18 protein-coding genes and 1 tRNA gene are annotated in these 20,151 nt (G+C 61.9%); 15 read left to right on the top strand and 4 right to left on the bottom strand.

The window, feature by feature from the left end:
* Positions 1-130: 130 nt before the first annotated feature.
* From tolB to M0D66_RS31865, 6 genes are all read left to right on the top strand, one after another.
* Positions 131-1,423 carry a Tol-Pal system beta propeller repeat protein TolB gene (gene tolB / locus M0D66_RS31840; RefSeq protein WP_093644673.1) on the top strand — a complete coding sequence of 431 codons (1,293 nt, stop codon included), beginning with the start codon at positions 131-133 and terminating at the stop codon, positions 1,421-1,423.
* Positions 1,424-1,455: 32 nt separating this feature from the next.
* Entirely contained in the window at positions 1,456-1,965 is a 510-nt protein-coding gene (gene pal / locus M0D66_RS31845; protein WP_035552920.1) for a peptidoglycan-associated lipoprotein Pal, read from the top strand.
* 19 nt (positions 1,966-1,984) lie between these two features.
* Positions 1,985-2,734 carry a tol-pal system protein YbgF gene (gene ybgF / locus M0D66_RS31850; protein WP_093644671.1) on the top strand — a complete coding sequence of 250 codons (750 nt, stop codon included), beginning with the start codon at positions 1,985-1,987 and terminating at the stop codon, positions 2,732-2,734.
* Between the two features lie 199 nt (positions 2,735-2,933).
* Positions 2,934-3,009, top strand: a tRNA-Lys gene (locus M0D66_RS31855).
* Between the two features lie 433 nt (positions 3,010-3,442).
* Positions 3,443-3,814, top strand: coding sequence for a hypothetical protein (locus M0D66_RS31860; protein WP_200619347.1), 372 nt, complete (start codon positions 3,443-3,445; stop codon positions 3,812-3,814).
* Between the two features lie 193 nt (positions 3,815-4,007).
* Positions 4,008-4,820: a mechanosensitive ion channel family protein gene (locus tag M0D66_RS31865; protein WP_211702955.1), complete on the top strand. Its 813-nt coding sequence runs from the start codon at positions 4,008-4,010 to the stop codon at positions 4,818-4,820.
* A 169-nt stretch (positions 4,821-4,989) separates the two neighbouring features.
* Here the strand turns inward: M0D66_RS31865 and M0D66_RS31870 are convergent, their stop codons facing one another.
* On the bottom strand, positions 4,990-5,664 hold the full coding sequence (locus M0D66_RS31870) for a DedA family protein (protein ID WP_093644667.1): 675 nt from the start codon (positions 5,662-5,664) through the stop codon (positions 4,990-4,992).
* 273 nt (positions 5,665-5,937) lie between these two features.
* On the opposite strand from M0D66_RS31870, the gene mutL reads away from it, so the two are divergent.
* Both mutL and miaA read left to right on the top strand, forming a co-directional pair.
* A complete protein-coding gene (mutL, locus tag M0D66_RS31875; RefSeq protein ID WP_266212532.1) occupies positions 5,938-7,977 on the top strand; it encodes a DNA mismatch repair endonuclease MutL in 2,040 nt (679 codons plus the stop codon).
* A 43-nt stretch (positions 7,978-8,020) separates the two neighbouring features.
* Positions 8,021-8,977 carry a tRNA (adenosine(37)-N6)-dimethylallyltransferase MiaA gene (gene miaA / locus M0D66_RS31880; RefSeq protein WP_211707047.1) on the top strand — a complete coding sequence of 319 codons (957 nt, stop codon included), beginning with the start codon at positions 8,021-8,023 and terminating at the stop codon, positions 8,975-8,977.
* 72 nt (positions 8,978-9,049) lie between these two features.
* On the opposite strand, the gene purM is transcribed toward miaA, so the two are convergent.
* The gene (purM, locus tag M0D66_RS31885; protein ID WP_200651163.1) at positions 9,050-10,117 is read right to left on the bottom strand and encodes a phosphoribosylformylglycinamidine cyclo-ligase; all 1,068 of its coding nucleotides are present in this window, start codon (positions 10,115-10,117) and stop codon (positions 9,050-9,052) included.
* 157 nt (positions 10,118-10,274) lie between these two features.
* Here purM and M0D66_RS31890 point away from each other — a divergent pair, with 157 nt between their 5' ends.
* The 7 genes from M0D66_RS31890 (at position 10,275) to panB (ending at position 16,640) form a co-directional block, all read left to right on the top strand.
* Positions 10,275-11,351: an AI-2E family transporter gene (locus tag M0D66_RS31890; RefSeq protein WP_093644661.1), complete on the top strand. Its 1,077-nt coding sequence runs from the start codon at positions 10,275-10,277 to the stop codon at positions 11,349-11,351.
* A 137-nt stretch (positions 11,352-11,488) separates the two neighbouring features.
* Entirely contained in the window at positions 11,489-12,262 is a 774-nt protein-coding gene (gene hda / locus M0D66_RS31895; RefSeq protein ID WP_054040965.1) for a DnaA regulatory inactivator Hda, read from the top strand.
* Complete coding sequence (locus tag M0D66_RS31900; protein WP_093644659.1) at positions 12,255-12,941, top strand: HAD family phosphatase; 687 nt, start codon at positions 12,255-12,257, stop codon at positions 12,939-12,941. Before hda ends, M0D66_RS31900 begins: the two co-directional genes overlap by 8 nt.
* On the top strand, positions 12,938-14,515 hold the full coding sequence (gene pcnB / locus M0D66_RS31905; RefSeq protein ID WP_093644657.1) for a polynucleotide adenylyltransferase PcnB: 1,578 nt from the start codon (positions 12,938-12,940) through the stop codon (positions 14,513-14,515). The genes M0D66_RS31900 and pcnB overlap by 4 nt, the downstream gene beginning before the upstream one ends.
* A gap of 48 nt (positions 14,516-14,563) precedes the next feature.
* A complete protein-coding gene (gene folK / locus M0D66_RS31910) occupies positions 14,564-15,112 on the top strand; it encodes a 2-amino-4-hydroxy-6-hydroxymethyldihydropteridine diphosphokinase (protein ID WP_266212533.1) in 549 nt (182 codons plus the stop codon).
* Positions 15,109-15,789, top strand: a complete 681-nt coding sequence (locus M0D66_RS31915) for a deoxynucleoside kinase (protein WP_200619332.1) — start codon at positions 15,109-15,111, stop codon at positions 15,787-15,789. The genes folK and M0D66_RS31915 overlap by 4 nt, the downstream gene beginning before the upstream one ends.
* A 35-nt stretch (positions 15,790-15,824) precedes the next feature.
* Positions 15,825-16,640, top strand: coding sequence for a 3-methyl-2-oxobutanoate hydroxymethyltransferase (panB, locus tag M0D66_RS31920; RefSeq protein WP_200619333.1), 816 nt, complete (start codon positions 15,825-15,827; stop codon positions 16,638-16,640).
* Between the two features lie 343 nt (positions 16,641-16,983).
* Here panB and pabB read toward each other — a convergent pair whose 3' ends face one another.
* Complete coding sequence (gene pabB / locus M0D66_RS31925) at positions 16,984-18,864, bottom strand: aminodeoxychorismate synthase component I (protein ID WP_266212534.1); 1,881 nt, start codon at positions 18,862-18,864, stop codon at positions 16,984-16,986.
* 24 nt (positions 18,865-18,888) lie between these two features.
* Positions 18,889-20,031, bottom strand: coding sequence for a molecular chaperone DnaJ (gene dnaJ / locus M0D66_RS31930; RefSeq protein ID WP_054040973.1), 1,143 nt, complete (start codon positions 20,029-20,031; stop codon positions 18,889-18,891).
* Between the last annotated feature and the right edge of the window lie 120 nt (positions 20,032-20,151).

A 20,151-nucleotide genomic window follows, 5' to 3' on the forward strand; every position in this document is an offset into this window, starting at 1 on the left:
TTTGACAGTCAGTTGACAGCAGACGCCGCGCCCCGCCCAGCGCGGCGTGGCCGGGAACGAATTAGTTGTTTTCGGGTCTCTCTGCTGTCATGAAGTGTTAGTAAAACCGTTTTTGGGGAAACCATTCAGCATGAGTTTGATGACCAAGCTAGGCCTGCGGACACTTGTAGCATCGTGTTTGATCGCCGTCGGCGGCGCCGCCCACGCACAACTCAACGTCCTCGTGACAGGCGTCGGGTCCACCCAGTTTCCAATCGCAACGGCGAATTTCGCCAATGAAGCGAACTCGCCGCAGCAGGTCAGTACGATCGTGCGTCAGGATCTGCAACGCAGCGGCAAATTCACGAATATCGACGCGGGCAGCACGCCCGTCGCAGAAACCGATTCCGTCGACCTCGGCAGCTGGAAGGCCAAGGGCGCCAACGCGTTCGTGTCGGGCAGCGTGAACCGTTTGCCGAACGGCCAGTACGAAGTGCGCTTCAAGCTGTACGACACCGTCAAGGGCGAAAGCCTGGGTGGCCTCGTGCTGGTGAGCCCGGAAAGCGGCTTGCGCATGAGTGCGCACAAAGTCGCGGACTATATCTACGCGAAGCTGATGGGCGGCCGCGGTGTGTTCGCCACGCGCCTCTCGTACGTCATCAAGACCGGTGGCCGTTATCAGTTGCAGATCTCCGATTCGGACGGCCAGGACGCGCACATCGCGCTGTCGAGCCCCGAGCCGATCATCTCGCCGGCATGGTCGCCTGACGGCACCAAGGTCGCTTACGTTTCGTTCGAAAAGAAGAAGCCGATCGTCTACATCCACGACCTGCCTACGGGCCGGCGCGTGGTCGTATCGGACCAGAAGGGTAACAACAGTGCGCCGGCATGGTCGCCGGACGGCCGCACGCTAGCCGTCGCGCTCTCACGCACCGGCAACACACAGATTTTCGCCGTCAATGCAGACGGCAGCGGCCTGCGGCGCCTGACGCAAGGCAGCTCGATCGACACCGAACCGTGCTTCTCTCCTGACGGCCAGTCGATCTATTTCACCAGCGACCGCGGCGGTCAACCGCAGATCTACAAGATGTCGGCCCAAGGCGAAAACGCCGGCGCCGCGCAACGCGTGACCTTCACGGGCAGCTACAACACCAGCCCGCGCGTAAGCCCGGACGGCAAGCAGCTCGCCTATATCTCGCGCGTCGGCGGCGGCTTCAAGCTGTATATCCAGGACCTGCAAGGCAACACGGCAACGGGCCTGACGGACACCACACACGACGAATCGCCGAGCTTCGCGGCGAACGGTCAGTACATTCTTTACGCCACAGAGGTGAACGGCCGTGGCGTGTTGGCCGCAGTATCGACCGACGGTCGCACTCGGCAGGTCCTGTCCGTTCAGGGTGGCAGCGTACGCGAGCCATCCTGGGGCCCGTTTATGCAGTAACGTTCATGCAACAACACAAGGAGAGTAACAAAATGATGTCAAAACTTCGTTTCGCATTTGCCGTATTGATGGTCGGTGCGCTGGCCGCATGTCACTCGGGCGTCAAGCTCGACGAAAACGCTAACAAGGGTGGCGCAGTTTCGACGCAACCGAATCCGACCGATGTCGCTCAGGTCAACGTCGATCCGCTGAACGATCCGAACAGCCCGCTCGCCAAGCGCAGCATCTACTTCGACTTCGACAGCTACTCGGTCAAGGACGACTATCAATCGCTGCTGCAACAACACGCGCAATACCTGAAGAGCCATCCGCAACGTCACGTCCTGATCCAGGGCAACACCGACGAACGCGGCACCAGCGAATACAACCTGGCACTCGGCCAGAAGCGTGCAGAAGCGGTTCGCCGTTCGCTGTCGCTGATGGGCGTGACGGACTCGCAAATGGAAGCCGTGAGCCTCGGCAAGGAAAAGCCGCAAGCTACCGGTCATGACGAATCGTCGTGGGCACAAAATCGCCGCGCCGACCTCGTGTACCAACAGTAAGTAACAGGTGATGAGCCGAATGACGCATCGTTTCTCCTGGCTGCGGTTTGCCGCAGCGGCCTGCGTCGCGGGCACGGCCTTCGCGGCTGTGCCCGCGCATGCAGGCATCTTCGACGACGATCAGGCCCGTCAGGCCATTCTCGATCTGCGCTCGAAGACCGATAGCCTGTCGAGCCAGCTGTCGGCCGCACAACGCACGATCCTCGATCAGTCCAACCGCCTCGATCAGCTGAATCAGCAGGTCGCGACGTTGCGTGGGCAGAACGAAGATATGGGCAACCAACTCACCACGCTGCAAAAACAGCAGAAGGACTACTACACCGACCTGGACACGCGCCTGAAGAAATTCGAGCCGCAGCAACAGACGGTGGACGGCGTCCAGGGTGAGGTGCAGCCGGGTGAAACCGATTCGTTCAACGCGGCTTCACAGCAGTTCCGCAACGGCGACTTCAAGAATGCGGCGGCGTCGTTCCGCAGCTTCATCGCCAAGTTTCCGAACAGCCCCTACCAGCCGACCGCGCAGTACTGGCTCGGCAACGCGCTGTACGCGCTGCGTGACTACAAGGGCTCGACGGCGACCTGGCAAGGTGTGGTGGCCAAGTATCCGCAGCATCCACGTGCGCCGGAAGCGTTGCTCGCGATTGCGAACAATCAGCTCGAGCAAGGTCAGAAGGCTGCGGCCAAGAAGACGCTGGAGCAGATCGTTGCGCAGTACAGCGGCACGGACGTCGCGCAGTCGGCTCAGAGCAAGCTGTCGCAGATCAAGTAGTCAGTCGTACAAGGTTTGGCAGTTGATGTAACGCGCAGTGGCCACGCAGTCTTCAAATCAATAGTCACGCGCGCCTCTCGCTGGAAAGCCCAGGGTAGCGATACCTTGGGCTTTTCACTATCTGAAGTGCAGAAAATTCGACCCACCACCATGGGTTGACAACCTGCGGGTGTCATCGCTATAATCTCGCTTCTCTTTTGGGTCGTTAGCTCAGCTGGTAGAGCAGCGGACTTTTAATCCGTTGGTCACAGGTTCGAATCCCGTACGGCCTACCAAAAGATTCAAGGGCTTGCACGCGTCAGCGTCGCAAGCCCTTTTCTTTTTGCGGCTCGAATCCGCGCGAGGTCCGGGCGAATCACGCCCTCACCGTTCACACCGTATCGCTCGCATCACCCCGACCGAATGACGTCGCGAAAACGCCGTTTGAGTGATGAGCGAAATCGGTGAAATCGAAACGATATCGCCGCACCCTTTACACGCGCGCGAAGCATTCTCACAGCGTCAATCACAAAACCTCACGCAACCACGAGACCTCTCTTACATCACGCCTCTCCGATCCTGAACAGATACAACGGACTCCGAACATTGATATTTATTGAGACATAAAGACGTGCAATGATCGCCGCCGATTCTGCGAATCACGCTGCAACGCTGCGTGAGCAAACGCTTTGGCAACGCCACATACCTCTGCGCTTTCATTCCGTCAACATGACCAATTTTCTGTTCGACCTCGTCTCAAACCTCGTTTTGCTCGCTATCGTGCTGAGCGCATGTCATCTGTGCAACCGGCTCGTACCCAGCGCTGCGCTCAATGGCGCGCACATTTTCGTAGCGCTGGTTTCTGCCGCCTTGCTACTCGACGCCGCGCTGACCTTCCTCGTGTTCGCCGATGCGCAGAGCCGCTACGGCAGATTCAGCACGCCTACCGCGTTCTTCGAACGCGCCGGCGCGTATGCGCTTGCAGCCATTGCCGCATTGGCGTCGCGCTACGTGGCACGTCGCGCGCGCACCGTCAAAACTAACCACAACACGCTGGTCATTCGAACGTCCCCGTATTCCGAATCTCATCTGCCGATGTAAGCCCACGCAGCCCGCTTTCTTCCATTACGCAATCCGCATCATCAACAGGAACGGACCTTGCGGTTGCGCGCGCCGTCGCGTATAACTTTCGAAGACCGAGATTTACCGTGTGCGCCCGTCGCCGGGCATTTGCCGCTGTATTGCACTACCGCCGTTCAATCAGTCGAAGGCAACTCAACCAGCGAGGAACATCTTGGATCTCGAAACCGTACGCGTATTCATCATGACCCGAGGCATCGACCTCGGCACCAAGGTACTCGGCGCAATTGTCTTGTGGATCGTCGGCCGGTGGGTCATTGGCCTCATCACCGGCTTGCTTCGCAAACTGTTGTCGAAAAACGGCCGCGTCGATCCAACACTCGCTCATTACCTCGGTTCGATTCTCGGCGCACTGCTGAACCTGCTGCTGATCCTTGCAATCCTGCAGGTGTTCGGCGTCCAGACTACTTCGTTCGCCGCGTTGCTCGCCGGCCTCGGCCTTGCAATCGGCACGGCGTGGGGCGGCTTGCTCGCCCATTTCGCGGCAGGCATCTTCATGCAGGTGCTGCGGCCGTTCAAGGTGGGAGATTTCGTGATGGCGGGCGGCGTCACGGGCACGGTCTCGGAACTGGGGCTATTCGGCACGACCATCGTAACGCCCGACAACGTGGTAACCATTGTGGGCAACAACAAGATCTTTTCGGACACAATCTCGAACTACAGCGCATTGCCGGTGCGGCGCGTCGAGCTGACCGCGAAGATTGCGAACGGCGTCGATCCTACGGATGCGATGGTCCGGTTGAAGGCGGCTGTTACGCAGATCCCCAACGTGGCCGAGAGTCCCGCACCGGATATCGAAGTACTAAGCTTCACGCCAGAAGGACCGCTACTGTGCGTGCGGCCCTACACGCACACCGACCACTATTGGCAGGTCTACTTCGACACCAACCGCGCGATCATCCAGACCTTCAAGGATGCAGGCTATCCGACACCGGAAACACCGATTGCACCGCGCATCGTCAGTTGAGCATGATCGGGGTTTAGTAGGTCTCTAGATCCAGCCCGACGTCCGCTAAGGTGAAGCGTTCTTCGCTGTCTCAGCGCTTCAACCGATCAGACGCCAGAGCGCAAAACGAAAACGGCGTCGCGAGATTCGCGACGCCGTTTGTTCGTTCAGCTTCTTACTAGGTGAAGCGTTAGTGGCTACCCGGCTTGGCCGCGGCGTTTTTACGTGTCATCTTCCATACCGCGCCGAGCACAACCGGCACCACGGCCGCGCCGATACCCACCAGCACGATCAGGTTCAAATACTGACGGATGAACGGAATGTTGCCAAAGAAGTAACCGAGAAACACTAGCAACAACACCCAAAGCAGCGCACCCAGAATATTGAAAAGCTGGAACCGGCTAACCGTCATCTCCGACGCGCCCGCCACGAATGGCGCGAAAGTCCGCACCACCGGAATGAAACGCGCCAGCACGATGGTCTTGCCGCCGTGTTTTTCGTAGAAGTTATGAGTCTTCTGCAGCGCGCTGCGGTCGAGGAAGCGTTCAAGGAAAGGGATGTGCGAGTTGAACACCCGAGGCCCGATAGACCGCCCGACCATGTAGTTCACCGTGTTGCCGACGACCGCAGCGATGAGCAGCAGCACGATCAGCAAACCGAGATTCATCTCACCGGTCGCGCAAAAAGCGCCACCGATGAACAGCAGCGAATCGCCCGGCAAAAACGGCAGAACGACCAGCCCGGTTTCGCAGAACACGATCAGAAACAGCACCGCATAAACCCAGGCGCCGTACTCGTGAATAAAGACTCCCAGAAACTTGTCGATGTGCAAGACAAGGTTGGCGAACTGTAGCAGCGTGTCCAAAAAGCGTCCTTTATTAAGCGAATGTGAGCGTGCCGGGAGCGGCCGCGTCAGCAGCCTTGCGGGCGATGCGCAGCGAGCGCGTGCTCGCCGCCGGAAATTGACCGCGTCATGATACCGAAAGTGCCCGGCTGCGATTAAAAAACTGCCGCATGCGGGCAATTTCGGCGCCGCGCAGCGATTCGGCAGTTCTGTGGTCCCCGGCCGCAAGACCGCGGCGATTCCTACCTTCGGCCCGCATCCAGCCTGTTCGCGCCGAATCGCTATAATTTCGCCATGTCAGAATTCTCCGAAACGCCTGCCGGCACCGCCGACGCGGCCGCAGTTTCCGCCGCAGCGCCCGTCCCACGCCCGTTGCGGGCGATCCAGCCCCTGCCCGATCAGTTGATCAGCCAGATTGCCGCCGGCGAAGTGGTCGAGCGGCCGGCCTCGGTGGTCAAGGAATTGCTGGAAAATGCGCTCGACGCCGGCGCGCAGACGCTGCGCATCCTGCTCGACGAAGGCGGCGTCAAACGCATCTCTATCACCGACGACGGCTGCGGCATCCCCGAAAACGAGCTCGCGCTCGCGCTGATGCGTCACGCGACCAGCAAGATCCGCTCGCTCGCCGAACTGGAAGCGGTTGCCACGCTGGGGTTTCGCGGTGAGGCGCTGGCGTCGATTGCATCCGTCGCGCAGATGGCCATCACGAGCCGCACGGCCGACGCACCGCACGCCGTGCGCGTCGACGCGCAGACCGGAGTGCTCAGCCCCGCCGCGGGCACCCAGGGCACCACGATCGAAGTCCGCGAGCTGTACTTCAACACGCCCGCGCGCCGCAAATTCCTCAAAAGCGAGCAGACCGAACTCGGCCATTGCCTCGAACAGATTCGCCGCGCTGCGCTGGCGCGGCCGGATGTGGCGATTTCGGTCCTACACAACGGTAAGGCGGTCGAACACTGGAACGCCAGCGAACCGCCCGCGCGGGTTGCCAAGATCCTCGGCGAGACCTTTGCGACGGCTCATTTGCCGCTCGACGAATCCGCTGGACCCCTCGCCGTCTACGGCTGCGCCGGCTTGCCGACCGCGAGCCGCGGACGCGCCGATCAGCAGTATTTCTTCGTCAATGGCCGGTTCGTGCGCGACAAGCTGCTCACGCACGCCGTGCGCGCCGCCTACGAAGATGTGCTGCACGGCGACCGCTATCCGTCCTACGTGCTGTTTCTCGATCTGCCGCCAGAAGCGGTCGATGTGAACGTGCATCCGTCGAAAATCGAAGTGCGGTTTCGCGATTCACGCTCGATTCACCAGTTCGTATTCCACGCCGTGCAGCGTGCGTTGGCGCGGCACGCGGGCGCGTCGCCGGAAACGACCGCCGGTGGGCACGCGGCGCATCTGGAAGCGTCTCTGGGTGGTCCGGCTTCGTTCGGCGCTACACCGCTCGGCGGCGCGGGCGTTGGAAGCGGCGGTGGCTTTGGCACCGGTGCTGGCGCAGGCGGCTTCGGCGGCGGCTTTGGTGGCGGATCCTCGCAGCCGGGCAATACCTGGATGCGTCAGGCGCGCATGACACAAGGCACGCTACCGGTTGCCCAACCGTTGGCCTTCTACGACGCCCTTTTCGGCCGTAGAGACACGAACACCGGCACAGCGGAAGGCGCGACGCTCTTCGAAGCGCGCGACTCGGCTACGGAAGCGCCGTCCCCGTACAACGCCTCAGGGCCGTACACATCGCCTGCGTTCAATGTCTCGGACGAGCAGCCGCTGGGCTTTGCCCTCGGCCAGATTCACGGCATCTATGTGCTCGCGCAGAACGCGCATGGCCTCGTGATTGTCGACATGCACGCGGCGCACGAACGCATCCTGTACGAGCAGTTCAAGAACGCGCTAGCCGATCGCACGATTGCCGTGCAGCCGCTGCTGATCCCGCAGACCATGCAGGCCGATCCGATCGAAATCGGCACGGTCGAAGAAGAGCGTGACACGCTGGACGCACTCGGCTTCGACCTCGCCGTACTGTCGCCAACTACGCTCGCGATCCGTGCCGTCCCCGCGTTGCTGAAAGACGCCGATCTGCAGGCGCTGGCCCGTGCGGTCCTCACGGACCTGCATGCGTTCGGTGGTTCACGCGTATTGACCGAGCGTCAGCACGAACTGCTCGGCACGCTCGCCTGCCATCACGCGGTGCGCGCGAACCGGCGTCTGACTCTCGACGAAATGAACGCCCTGCTGCGCCAGATGGAGGCGACCGAGCGCGCCGACCAATGCAACCACGGGCGTCCGACGTGGTATCAGTTGACGCTGTCCGATCTCGATCGGCTGTTCATGCGTGGGCAATGACGGTGCGCCTGATTACGTTGATTTGGTGCGCGCCGTCTTGCCCATGACCTCAAGCATTTCACGCACACCCACGCCGATCCCTTGCCTGCTCGGCCCGACCGCGTCCGGCAAAACCGCTGCCGCGCTGGCGCTGGCCGCACGGCGGCCGGTGGAAATCATCAGTGTCGATTCGGCGCTGGTGTACCGCGAGATGGATATCGGCACCGCCAAGCCGACAGCGGAAGAACGCGCGGTGGCGCCGCATCATCTGATCGACATCGTCGATCCGACGGACGCATATTCGGCGGCGGAATTTCGCAGTGACGCGTTGCGCCTGATCGGCGAGATCAGCGCGCGCGGACGGCTGCCGTTGTTGGTCGGCGGAACAATGCTGTACTACAAGGCGCTCACTCAAGGGCTAAACGACCTGCCCACCGCCGATGCCGATGTTCGCGCGACACTCGACGCCGATGCCGCACGCGACGGCTGGCCGGCAATGCATGCGCGGCTTGCCGCTGTCGACCCCGTTACGGCCGCACGCCTCGCGCCGAACGATTCGCAGCGAATTCAACGCGCGCTCGAAGTTTTCATGCTGACAGGGCAAGCAATGTCCACTCTGCTAGCCGCGCCCGCACAAACGGATGACGCCGCTTTGGCTTGGCGCTTTGTGCCCATTGCGCTCGAGCCATCCGATCGGAGCTGGCTGCATGCGCGCATCGAAAAGCGCTTCGACGCCATGCTGGCTGACGGCTTTATCGACGAAGTGGTGAAATTGCGCGAGCGCGGAGATTTATTGCCCGAGATGCCGTCCATGCGCTGCGTGGGATATCGGCAGGCCTGGGAATATCTCGACGGAGCGGTCGATTACTCGACCATGCGAGACAAGGGGGTGTTTGCTACCCGGCAATTGTGCAAACGACAGCTCACATGGCTGCGCAGCATGACAGAGCGGGTTGTTGTTGATTGCTGCGACCCCAATGCTACTGGGCAGGTCGTGAGTTTGATTGAAGAGCTAACTTGAGGTTTCACCCGCGCGGCGCGTTCTTTCTGTACGCCGCGCAGGCAAACCAGCCTTGGGTCAAGCTGAGGCTGGTTACACGACTACCGTCTGCGCTTCACCGGGCGCGCTTTCGCGAATCACGCCGATTTTCCAGACCTGCTCGCCAGCCGCCGACAAAGATGCGATCGCAGCGTCAGCATCCGCAGCTGCAACCACCACCGCCATGCCGATCCCGCAGTTGAACACACGGTGCATTTCCGCATCCGCCACGCCGCCGTGCTTCTGCAGCCACGAGAACAGCGGCGGCATCGGCCAGCTATGCTGATCCAGCTCAGCCGTCAGACCTTCACGCAAAACGCGCGGAATGTTCTCGACCAAACCACCGCCGGTGATATGCGCCATACCCTTCACAGCGATCTGCTGCATCAAGGCCAACAAAGGCTTCACATAAATATGCGTGGGCGCCATCAGCGCATCGGCCAGCGAGCGGCCGTCGAAATCCGCATTCAGATCCGGCTGTGCGCGCTCGATGATCTTGCGCACCAGCGAAAAACCATTCGAATGGATGCCGCTGGAGGCCAGGCCCAGCACCACATCGCCGGGGGCGATCGTGCTGCCGTCGATAATCTTGCTCTTTTCCACCGCACCGACCGCAAAACCGGCCAGATCGTATTCACCGTCCGGATACATACCCGGCATTTCAGCCGTCTCGCCGCCAATCAGCGCGCAACCCGACAGTTCGCAACCATGCGCGATACCCTTCACGACCGTTGCCGCGGTACCGACGTCCAGCTTGCCGCAGGCGAAATAATCGAGGAAGAACAGCGGCTCAGCGCCCTGAACCAGAATGTCGTTCACGCTCATCGCCACCAGATCCTGGCCGACGGTGTCATGTTTGTTCAGTTGGAATGCGAGGCGCAGCTTGGTGCCGACACCGTCGGTGCCGGAAACCAGCACCGGTTCCTTATATTTCTTCGGCACTTCAAACAGCGCGCCAAACCCGCCGATGCCACCCAGTACGCCGTCGCGCATCGTCTTTTTGGCAAAGGGCTTGATCGCGTCGACAAGGGCGTCGCCTGCGTCGATGTCCACGCCAGCGTCGCGATACGACAAACCTTGGGCCGAATCAGTTGAATTCGGGGCGGATTTCGGTTGATTCATGGGGAAGCGCTCGAAGGTCGGTAAAATGCGATTTTACCCGATGCCGACCAGAGTTGGCGCTTCAGCGCTTACTCTGATCCCATACAGTTGCCGGCCGGCTGGCTGGAATTTGAATCATCCTGAATCCTCCGGTCACGACGACACCAGGGAAATAACTTTGCAACAGAACTCCTCGATCCTGACACCTGTGCAGCGCCGCGCCTTTATCTGGCTGGCGATCGCGCTAGTCGTCGGCATTCTGCTCTGGCTCCTGAGCCCGGTCCTCACGCCGTTCCTGCTGGGCGCCATTCTCGCGTACATTCTGCAACCGGGCGTCGCGTGGATGGTGCGCCGGCGCGTGCCGCGCGGACTCGCCGCCTTGCTCATGATGCTGCTGTTCTCGTTGCTGATGACGCTGCTCGTACTGCTGGTGCTGGCCGTCATCCAGAAAGAAGGGCCGCAACTGAAACAGCAGGTGCCCGTGCTGTTCGCCCACGTGAGCGCCTGGCTGCAACCCAAGCTGGCGCTGCTGGGCCTCGCCGACTCGCTCGATTTCGCCAGCATCCGCGATCTCGTGATGGGCCAGCTCGAAGGCAGCGCGCAGCAGGTCGCGCTCTACGTATGGACCTCTGTTCGCACCAGCGGCAACGTGATGATGACGGTGGTCGGCAATCTCGTGATGGTGCCGCTCGTGCTGTTTTATCTGCTGTACGACTGGAACCGCATGCTCGCTCGCATGCAGAGCACGGTGCCGCGCCGCTGGCTCGACAAGACGCTGCAACTCGCGCGCGACATGGACCAGATGCTGTCGCAATACCTGCGCGGCCAGCTGCTCGTGATGGGCGTACTCGCGGTCTATTATGCGATTGCGCTGACCATCGCCGGCTTCGAGATTGCGCTGCCGGTGGGTATTTTCACGGGCCTCGCCGTGTTCATCCCGTACATCGGTTTTGCAACCGGTCTGGCGCTGGCGCTCCTCGCGGCGCTGCTGCAGTTCGGCGACTGGTACGGCTTCGGCGCGGTCGCGCTGATTTACGGCGTCGGCCAGATCGTGGAGAGCTTTTATCTCACGCCGCGCCTCGTCGGCGAACGGATCGGCCTGCACCCGCTCGCGGTAATCTTCGCGTTGCTCGCGTTCGGCCAACTGTTCGGCTTTTTCGGTGTGTTGCTGGCGTTGCCGGTCAGCGCCATTCTGTCGGTAGCCATGCGCGAGTTGCGTCAAAGCTATCTGACGAGCACGCTTTACAACAACTGAGTCACTGATTGCTCATTGACTGCTCATTGACTGCTCATTGACTGCTCATTGACTGCTCATTGACTGTTTAGGGACGTTTTAGGGCCCGCGATCCGGGCCATTTGCGGCCTAAGCCTCATTTTCGGCATTAACCTACTGTGCTTCGTCAACTGACGCTCGATCTCGGCACCCCGCCGCCATCGACATTCGACAATTTCTTCGCCGGCGCCAACGCCGAGCTGGTCACGCGGCTGCGCGAGCTCGACAACGCGCTCGCGGCCGGGCCAGTGGCCGATCGCACCTTCTATGTCTGGGGCGAAGCCGGCAGCGGGCGCACGCATCTGCTGCAGGCGCTGGTCCACGAAGCGCCGCCGGGTCATGCACGTTTTGCCGGTCCACAAAGCAGCCTCGCCGCTTTCACGTTCGACCCGCGCGTCGCGCTGTATGCGATCGACGATTGCGACGGCCTGTCTGCGGCACAGCAGATTGCCGTGTTCAATCTGTTTAACGAAGTGCGTGCGCATCCCACCAGCGCGCTCGTCGCCGCGGGCAATGCAGCACCGATCGGCATGACGGTGCGTGAAGATCTGCGCACCCGTCTAGGCTGGGGCCTCGTGTTTCATCTCGCGCCGCTGCCGGACGAAGGCAAGGCCGCGGTGCTGAAACACGCGGCGCGCGAGCGCGGCATCATGCTCGCCGACGACGTCCCCGCCTACCTGCTCACGCATTTTCGCCGCGATATGCCGAGTCTGATGGCCTTGCTCGACGCGCTCGACCGCTTCTCGCTCGAACAGAAACGCGCGGTTACGCTGCCGCTCCTGCGCACCATGCTGGCCTCGCCCGACGCCGACGATCGGCGAGCCGCGCCGCCTTCATCCGCCTCATCCGCGTCCCCCGCCGCCGCTTCAAGTAAAATAGGCCCCCATGGCTAACCTCGCACTCTTCGACCTCGACCACACCCTCATTCCCACCGACAGCGACCACGAATGGGGCCGCTTCATGGTGAAACAAGGCATGGTCGACGCCGAAAACTTCGCTCGTGAAAACGACCGCTTTTTCGCCGACTACAAGGCCGGTAAGCTGGACATTCACGCTTATCTGATCGCCATGCTCACGCCGCTCGCCAAGTACACGCGCGCCGAGCTCGCCGACCTTCACGCGCAGTACATGCATGAAGTAATCAAGCCGGCGATCTTTCCGGTCGCGCTGGAGCTGGTCAGGGAGCACCGTGAAGCCGGCGATCTCTGCTGCGTGGTCACGGCAACCAACGAATTCATCACCCGTCCGATCGCGCAGGCGTTCGGCGTCGACGCGCTGATTGCCTGCGAAGCGGAAACCGTCGACGGCCAGCCGCATTCGCCGTACACCGGCCGCCCCACCGGCACGCCGAGCTACAAGGAAGGCAAGATCGTCCGTACCGAGGCGTGGCTGGCATCGCTCGGCAAGACCTGGAGCGACTTCGAGCACAGCTATTTCTATAGCGACTCGCACAACGACATCCCCCTGCTCGAAAAGGTCACCGATCCGATCGCGACCAATCCCGACGACACATTGCGCGCCCATGCGCAGGCCAAAGGCTGGCGCATCCTCGAACTCTTTCAACCCTCGTGATCAAAAAACTTATCCGCAAGCTATTCGGCCAGGACCCGGCGCCCGCTGACGACACCCCGCCCGCCGAAGCAGACGAAGCCGGCGAGGCGCCGGCACGCAACGCGTCCAGCGCCACCAAAGCGCGCCGCAAACCGGCGCGCCCGGCCGCCAAAACCGTGCGGGACCCCGACGTGCCGGTCATCATTCCGCACGACGTGCATGGCATCGATCAGTCGCTGATCTCGAGGAACGCGATTCGCGTCACCGAGGGTCTGCAGGAAGCGGGGCATCGCGCGTTTATCGTCGGCGGTGCGGTGCGCGATCTGCTGCTCGGCATCAAGCCGAAAGACTTCGACGTCGCAACCGACGCCACGCCAGAACAGGTGCAGAAGCTGTTCCGCCGCGCGCGCATCATCGGCCGCCGGTTCCAGATCGTGCACGTGCAGTTCGGCCAGGAAATCATCGAAACCTCCACGTTCCGCGCGCTGGTCGATCCGCCCGCAGCCGACGCGGCGCCGCCGCGCCGCCTGAAGCGCGACGAGCTCGACCGCCGCACGCACGCGGTGGACGCCAGCGGCCGCGTGCTGCGCGACAACGTCTGGGGCGAGCAGCACGAAGACGCCACGCGCCGCGACTTCACGATCAACGCGATGTACTACGATCCGGCCACGCAAACCGTGCTGGACTATCACAACGGCATGGCCGACATGCGCGCGCGTCTGTTGCGCATGATCGGCGACCCGGCCACGCGCTATCGCGAAGATCCAGTGCGCATGCTGCGTGTGGTGCGTTTCGCCGCCAAGCTCGAGTTCGAGATCGAAGACACGACCCGCGCACCGATCGCCAAAATGGCCGATCTGATCAACAACGTGCCGGCCGCGCGTCTGTTCGACGAGATGCTCAAGCTGATGCTGTCGGGCCACGCGCTTGCCTGTTTGAAACGTCTGCGCCAGGAAGGCCTGCATCACGGTCTGCTGCCGCTGCTCGACGTGGTCCTGGAGCAGCCGATCGGCGAGAAATTTATCACGCTCGCGCTGACCAATACGGACGCCCGCGTGCGCGCCGGCAAACCGGTTTCGCCGGGCTTCCTGTTCGCCACGCTGCTGTGGCACGACGTGCAGACGCGCTGGCAGCAATTTGAAGCGAACGGTGAATATCCGGTGCCGGCCCTGCATCGCGCGATGGACGAAGTCCTCGACATGCAAACCGAGAAACTCGCGATCCACAAGCGCTTTTCGTCGGATATGCGCGAGATCTGGGGTCTGCAGCTGCGCCTGGAGAAACGCTCGGGAAGAAGCGCGCTGAAGCTGCTGGAACACCAAAGATTTAGAGCGGGGTATGATTTCCTCCTGTTGCGCTGCGAATCGGGCGAACTCGAAGAGTCGGTCGGAGCGTGGTGGACGGAGTTCATCGAAGGAGACGTCGCTGCGCGTGAGACATTGCTCACGCAAGGCGGGAAGGACCGAAGCCCCAGAAAACGACGGCGGCGCAGCAGTGGCGCGAGGAGCCGCAAACCGGGCGACGGAATGGAGGGCGGCACGCAAGCCGAACGCACAGCCAGCGATGCGGGTCATGACGGCCCGCACGAAGACTGACACAGCGTTGGCTATTGCCGTCGAACGATAGTTGCAGGAAGTTATGCCATGACGGTTGCCTATCTCGGCCTCGGCGCGAATCTCGGGGACGCGCGCCAGACCCTGAAAGACGCGGTGGTGTGCCTGGCACAACAGCACACCATCTCCGTGCTCGCCAAGTCGAGCCTGTATCGCACTGCCCCGATCGACGCGGGCGGTGACGACTATTTCAACTGTGTCGTGAAGGTCGACACGACGCTCCCCGTGCGGCATCTGCTAGCGCTATGCCACAAAATCGAGCATCAGTTCGGCCGTGAACGGCCGTTTCGCAACGCCCCTCGCACGCTCGATCTGGACATCCTGCTATACGGCGATCAATCGATCGACGAAGCCGATCTGATCGTGCCGCATCCACGTTTGATCGAACGCGCCTTTGCACTCGTGCCGCTCATCGAGATCGACCCAACGCTGATCATCCCGCAACACGGCCGTGCCGAGGCGCTGCTGAATGGCGTGAGCGATCAACGCATCGAAAAGGTGAAGGGCCCCTGCCAGTGTCCGATGCTCAATGCATTGAGCGCCGGCGCCCCAACTGTGGACAAGGGCCGTTGCGAATGAATTCGCCGCCACTCACTGTCACTGCGCCTCAATTACGACCGCCCTTCGGCTATCTGGCGATCGAAGGGCCGATCGGCGTCGGCAAAACCTCGCTCGCGCGGCGGCTCGCCCAGCGCTGGTCGATGCAGGAACTGTTCGAGCGGCCGCAGGACAATCCCTTTCTCGAACGCTTTTATCGCGACACCACGCGTTATGCGTTGCCTACGCAATTGCACTTCGCGTTGCAGCGCGCACAGCAGGCCCAGGACGTGGCAGCCGCGCATGTGGCGGGCACACCGCTGATCGCCGATTTCATGACGCAGAAGAACGACATCTTCGCGCGTCTGACACTGCAGGAAGACGAGTGGCAGCTTTATCGCGCCCTCGCCGCGCGAATCGACGTGAGCGCACCGGCGCCGGATTTCGTGGTCTACCTGCAAGCCAGTCCCGAAGTGCTGTTCGCGCGCATCCAGAAACGCGCGGTGCCCATGGAACTGCAGATTTCCGATGCATATCTGCACGCGCTCTGCGACGCCTACAACGAGTTTTTCTATCACTACGACCGCACACCCGTGCTGACGGTCAACGCTGAACACCTGAATCCGCTCGACTCGGACGCGGACCTTGCGCTACTCGCCGAACGCATCGAAACCATGCGCGGCCGCAAGGAATTCTTTGTCAAAGGCACGTCGCTTTAAGCGACGCGCCGCTCTTCTTTCCAACGGATTTCCCCATGACCTATTTGCAGGAAGCGAGCCGGAACGCCATCACCGTGCCGAAACTGCAGGCAATGCGCGACGCCGGCGAAAAGATCGCCATGCTGACCTGTTACGACGCGAGCTTCGCCGCGCTGCTGGATCGCTCGGGCGTCGACGTGCTGTTGATCGGCGACTCGCTCGGCAATGTGCTGCAAGGCCAGACGACCACGCTGCCGGTCACGCTCAGCGAAATCGCGTATCACACGGCGAGCGTCGCGCGGGCGCGGCCCTCGGCGCTGGTGGTCGCCGATCTGCCATTCGGCACGTATGGGACGCCGGAAGACGCCTTCAGGAGTTCCGTAGAACTCATGCGCGCCGGCGCGCAGATGGTGAAACTCGAGGGTGGTGAGTGGCTCGCGGACACGGTGCGCTTTCTGGTCGAGCGGTCGATTCCGGTGTGCGCGCACGTCGGCCTTACGCCGCAATCGGTGCATGCGTTTGGTGGCTTCAAGGTGCAGGGCAAGACCGACGCCGGCGCGAGCCAGGTTCTGCGCGATTCCCTTGCCGTGCAGAATGCAGGCGCCCAACTGATCGTGATAGAAGCGATTCCCACGCTGCTCGGCAGTGAAGTCACCAAGCAATTGAGGATTCCGACGATCGGCATCGGCGCGGGTCTGGATTGCTCGGGTCAGGTGCTGGTGCTGCACGACATGCTGGGAATTTTCCCAGGCAAGCGGCCACGCTTTGTGAAAGATTTCATGCAGGGCCAGCCGAATATTCAAGCTGCAGTGGAAGCGTATGTGCGTGCCGTGAAGGACGGTTCGTTTCCGGGGCCGGAGCATACGTTCTGAACATGCGGTCCGTTCGCGCACTACATTGATCGGGCGCGGTTGCGCCTGTTTGAGACCCGTCTGATATCGCCTGAAAACGTGGTCGTCTATCTTCGTCTACCCATTAACGCGGCGCTGCCGCGAGCCGAAGAGAGATGACCATGAGCCCCTTTTGCCTGATCGACGTAGCGGGAATCCGCGAGCACGCCACCGCACCGCATGACGTGCGGGAATCGACTTGGCGCGCACGCCTGTCTGGATGGGTGATGCGCGTGCTACATGTTCGCCAGAGTTGAGCCGCCGTGGCGGCATGCGGCGCCCGAAGCCGGGAGCGCGGCTGTCGCGACGCCACGCCCCTTTCGCCTTAGCCCAGCACGCGCGCCTTTGCCGCGCCTCGCAGCGCGTTGCACACCAGAAGCGCTTCAGCATTCTGCACATCGACTCGAGTCAGCACGCGTTCAGCAGCGCGAAGGTCGGTATCCTCCAGCAACACGCCTCGCATGATCCCGGGCAGTACGCCCGACTCTAATGGCGGCGTCCACCACCGTCCCGCCAGCTTCACAAACACGTTCGACCGGCCGCCTTCGGTCAACTCACCGCGCTCGTTGAAGAACAGCGTGTCGAAAGCACCCTTCGCTTCGGCTTCACGCCAGCCGCGATCGTATGCGGCGCGGCGCGTGGTTTTGTGGCGCAGCAGCGGATCATTGGCGTCCATCGTGGGGAAATTGTGATCCGGTCCGAGCAGCACGCCGACCGTCGCGTCGGCCAACGGCGTCAGCACTGCCGTCGTTATTTGTGCGACGCCGTTTTTGCTCAACGCGAGTCGCATGCGGTGCGGAGTGTGCGTTGGCAACGCCGCACATTTCTCCGCGATTTGCGCGCGAATGTCGTCTTCGTCTTCGAGTTTGAAACCCAGCGTCGCGGCGCTCGCCGAGAGTCGCGCGAGATGACGCGACAGATGCCGCACGCCTTCTTCCCGCGTCGCATACATCGTTTCGAAGAGCTCGAAACCCGGCTCGGCGCCGGTTAGAAAGCTGGCCTTCAATTGGCACTCCGCATATTCGTCGGCAACGACGCTGTCGAGCACGATGCCTGCGCCGACCCCCATCTTGCCTTGCAGTTCGCCCGGCTGTGCGGTCGGCGTTAAGGTCAACGTGCGGATCGCGACGGATAGGCAGAAATTGCCGCAGGTGTTTTCGCTTGTGGTGGCATCGAGCCAGCCGATCGCGCCGGTGTAGAGGCCACGCGGCGTGCTTTCCAACTCCTCGATCAACTGCATCGTGCGATGCTTCGGCGCACCGGTGATCGAGCCGCATGGAAACAGCGCACGCATGATCTCGGCGAAAGACGTGCCGGCGCGCAACGTCGCGTGCACCGTCGACGTCATCTGCCAAACCGACGCATACGGCTCGACCGAAAACAGCGCCGGCACACTGACCGAGCCTGTCTGCGCCACGCGCGACAGATCGTTGCGCAACAGGTCGACGATCATCACGTTTTCGGCGCGATTCTTCGGGTCGTTCGCGAGGAAATCGGCGGCGCCGCGATCTGCGGCAGGATCTTCCGAGCGCGGCGCCGTACCTTTCATCGGACGGGCCCGCAACAGCGAGCCTTCCTTCTCGATGAACAACTCCGGCGAGCACGACAGCACCCACTCGTCGCCCGGCAACCCGATCAACGCGCCGTACGGAACCGGTTGACGCACTCGCAGCCGCCGATAAAGCGCGGTCGGCGAGCCGAATACATCGAAACCAAGCCGATACGTGTAGTTGACCTGATAAGAATCGCCCGCGCGCAGAGCGGCATGGATCGCATCGATCGCTTCGTTAAATTGCTTTGGATCGACGCTCGCACGCACGTTTGCGGTACCCGCCACCGACGCCTCAACGGTTCCGCCGTCGCGCGCCATGAGCCACGCGTCGACCTCGTCGCGTGACAGCTTCTCGCAACGTTCGAACAATAAAAAACGCAGCGTGGCATGGCCACGCTGCGTTTCTTTCAATGCCTGGTGAGAAAGGCCGCCGTCCAGAAGATGCCGGCCAAACTCATAGTCGGCTAGCACGACGGCATGCAAACCACGCCGTGTGTCCGCGGCCACGGTCTCGCACACATTTTCGAGTTGCGCGGCGTCCGCACAAACCCGTTCATGCACAAAACCCGTGTACAGACGACTCGAACGGCGCGCCGCCGTCGCGTCGCAATCGTCGAGCAACGCGAACACTGCGTCGCGCTCATCTGCCGTCATGCTTACCGCCACATCAAACCGCTATTAATCGAAGAAGCTCTTCACCCGATCGAACCAGCTCTTGCTCTGCGGGCTATGCCGCGCGCCGCCTTCCACGAGTGCCTTCTCGAATTGCTGAAGCAACTCGCGCTGCGGCTCGGTGAGCTTGACCGGCGTTTCGACTTGCACGTGCACGTAAAGATCGCCGGCAATGCTCGAACGCAGCCCCTTGATCCCCTTGCCACGCAGACGGAACGTCTTACCCGACTGCGTGCCTTCCGGCACCGTGAAGCTCGCGCGACCCGCAAGGGTCGGCACTTCGATTTCGCCGCCGAGCGCCGCCGTAGTAAACGGAATCGGCATCTGGCAATGCAGGTCATCGCCGTCACGCTCGAACACCGAGTGCTGCTTGATGTGAATCTCGACGTACAGATCGCCCGACGGACCGCCGTTGATGCCCGGCTCACCGTTGCCGGCCGAGCGGATTCGCATGCCGTCGTCGATACCTGCCGGGATCTTCACTTCCAGCGTCTTGGTTTCCTTCACCTTGCCCGCGCCGTGGCAATGGCCGCACGGCTCGGGGATATAGGTGCCGGTGCCGTGACACTTCGGGCAGGTCTGCTGGATGCTGAAGAAGCCCTGCGACATCCGCACCGAACCCGAGCCACTGCAGGTCGGGCAGGTTTCCGGCTTGGTGCCGGGCTTCGCGCCCGAGCCGTGACAGATTTCACACGACACCCAGCTCGGCACGCGAATCTGCGTGTCGTAGCCGTGCGCGGCCTGTTCCAGCGTGATTTCCATGCTGTAGCGCAGATCGGCGCCGCGATACACCTGCGGGCCTGCGCGGCCGCCACCGCCGCGCGCGGCACCGCCGGCCGCCTGGCCGAAGATGTCGCCGAAAATATCGCCGAATGCATCGGCAAAACCGCCGAAGCCCTGCGCACCCGCGCCGCCCATGTTCGGATCGACGCCCGCGTGGCCGTACTGATCGTACGCGGCACGCTTTTGCGAGTCCGACAGCATTTCATAGGCTTCCTTCACCTCTTTGAAATGCTCTTCCGCATCCTTGTTGCCGGGATTGCGGTCGGGGTGGTGCTTCATCGCAAGCTTGCGATAAGCCTTCTTGATTTCGTCGTCGCTCGCGTTCTTTGCGACGCCCAGAACCTCGTAGTAATCCCGTTTCGCCATATCGGTTCAACGCCACTCGCGCAATGCGACGCGGTGGCTCCTCTTGAATGCTGGAGTCTTGCGACTCGTCCGGCCGCTGCTCACGCCGTTTTTACGCGGCTTAAACAACGCCCTCCATAA

It is taken from the genome of Paraburkholderia sp. SECH2 (assembly GCF_030464795.1).
Taxonomy (GTDB): Bacteria; Pseudomonadota; Gammaproteobacteria; order Burkholderiales; family Burkholderiaceae; genus Paraburkholderia; species Paraburkholderia aspalathi.

Excerpts from the sequence above, each read along its gene's own strand:
- tolB (WP_093644673.1), top strand. The coding sequence starts at position 131 with ATGAGTTTGATGACCAAGCTAGGCCTGCGGACACTTGTAGCATCGTGT.
- pal (WP_035552920.1), top strand. The coding sequence starts at position 1,456 with ATGATGTCAAAACTTCGTTTCGCATTTGCCGTATTGATGGTCGGTGCG.
- ybgF (WP_093644671.1), top strand. The coding sequence starts at position 1,985 with ATGACGCATCGTTTCTCCTGGCTGCGGTTTGCCGCAGCGGCCTGCGTC.
- M0D66_RS31860 (WP_200619347.1), top strand. The coding sequence starts at position 3,443 with ATGACCAATTTTCTGTTCGACCTCGTCTCAAACCTCGTTTTGCTCGCT.
- mutL (WP_266212532.1), top strand. The coding sequence starts at position 5,938 with ATGTCAGAATTCTCCGAAACGCCTGCCGGCACCGCCGACGCGGCCGCA.
- miaA (WP_211707047.1), top strand. The coding sequence starts at position 8,021 with ATGACCTCAAGCATTTCACGCACACCCACGCCGATCCCTTGCCTGCTC.
- purM (WP_200651163.1), bottom strand. The coding sequence starts at position 10,117 with ATGAATCAACCGAAATCCGCCCCGAATTCAACTGATTCGGCCCAAGGT.
- M0D66_RS31900 (WP_093644659.1), top strand. The coding sequence starts at position 12,255 with ATGGCTAACCTCGCACTCTTCGACCTCGACCACACCCTCATTCCCACC.
- folK (WP_266212533.1), top strand. The coding sequence starts at position 14,564 with ATGACGGTTGCCTATCTCGGCCTCGGCGCGAATCTCGGGGACGCGCGC.
- M0D66_RS31915 (WP_200619332.1), top strand. The coding sequence starts at position 15,109 with ATGAATTCGCCGCCACTCACTGTCACTGCGCCTCAATTACGACCGCCC.
- panB (WP_200619333.1), top strand. The coding sequence starts at position 15,825 with ATGACCTATTTGCAGGAAGCGAGCCGGAACGCCATCACCGTGCCGAAA.
- pabB (WP_266212534.1), bottom strand. The coding sequence starts at position 18,864 with ATGACGGCAGATGAGCGCGACGCAGTGTTCGCGTTGCTCGACGATTGC.
- dnaJ (WP_054040973.1), bottom strand. The coding sequence starts at position 20,031 with ATGGCGAAACGGGATTACTACGAGGTTCTGGGCGTCGCAAAGAACGCG.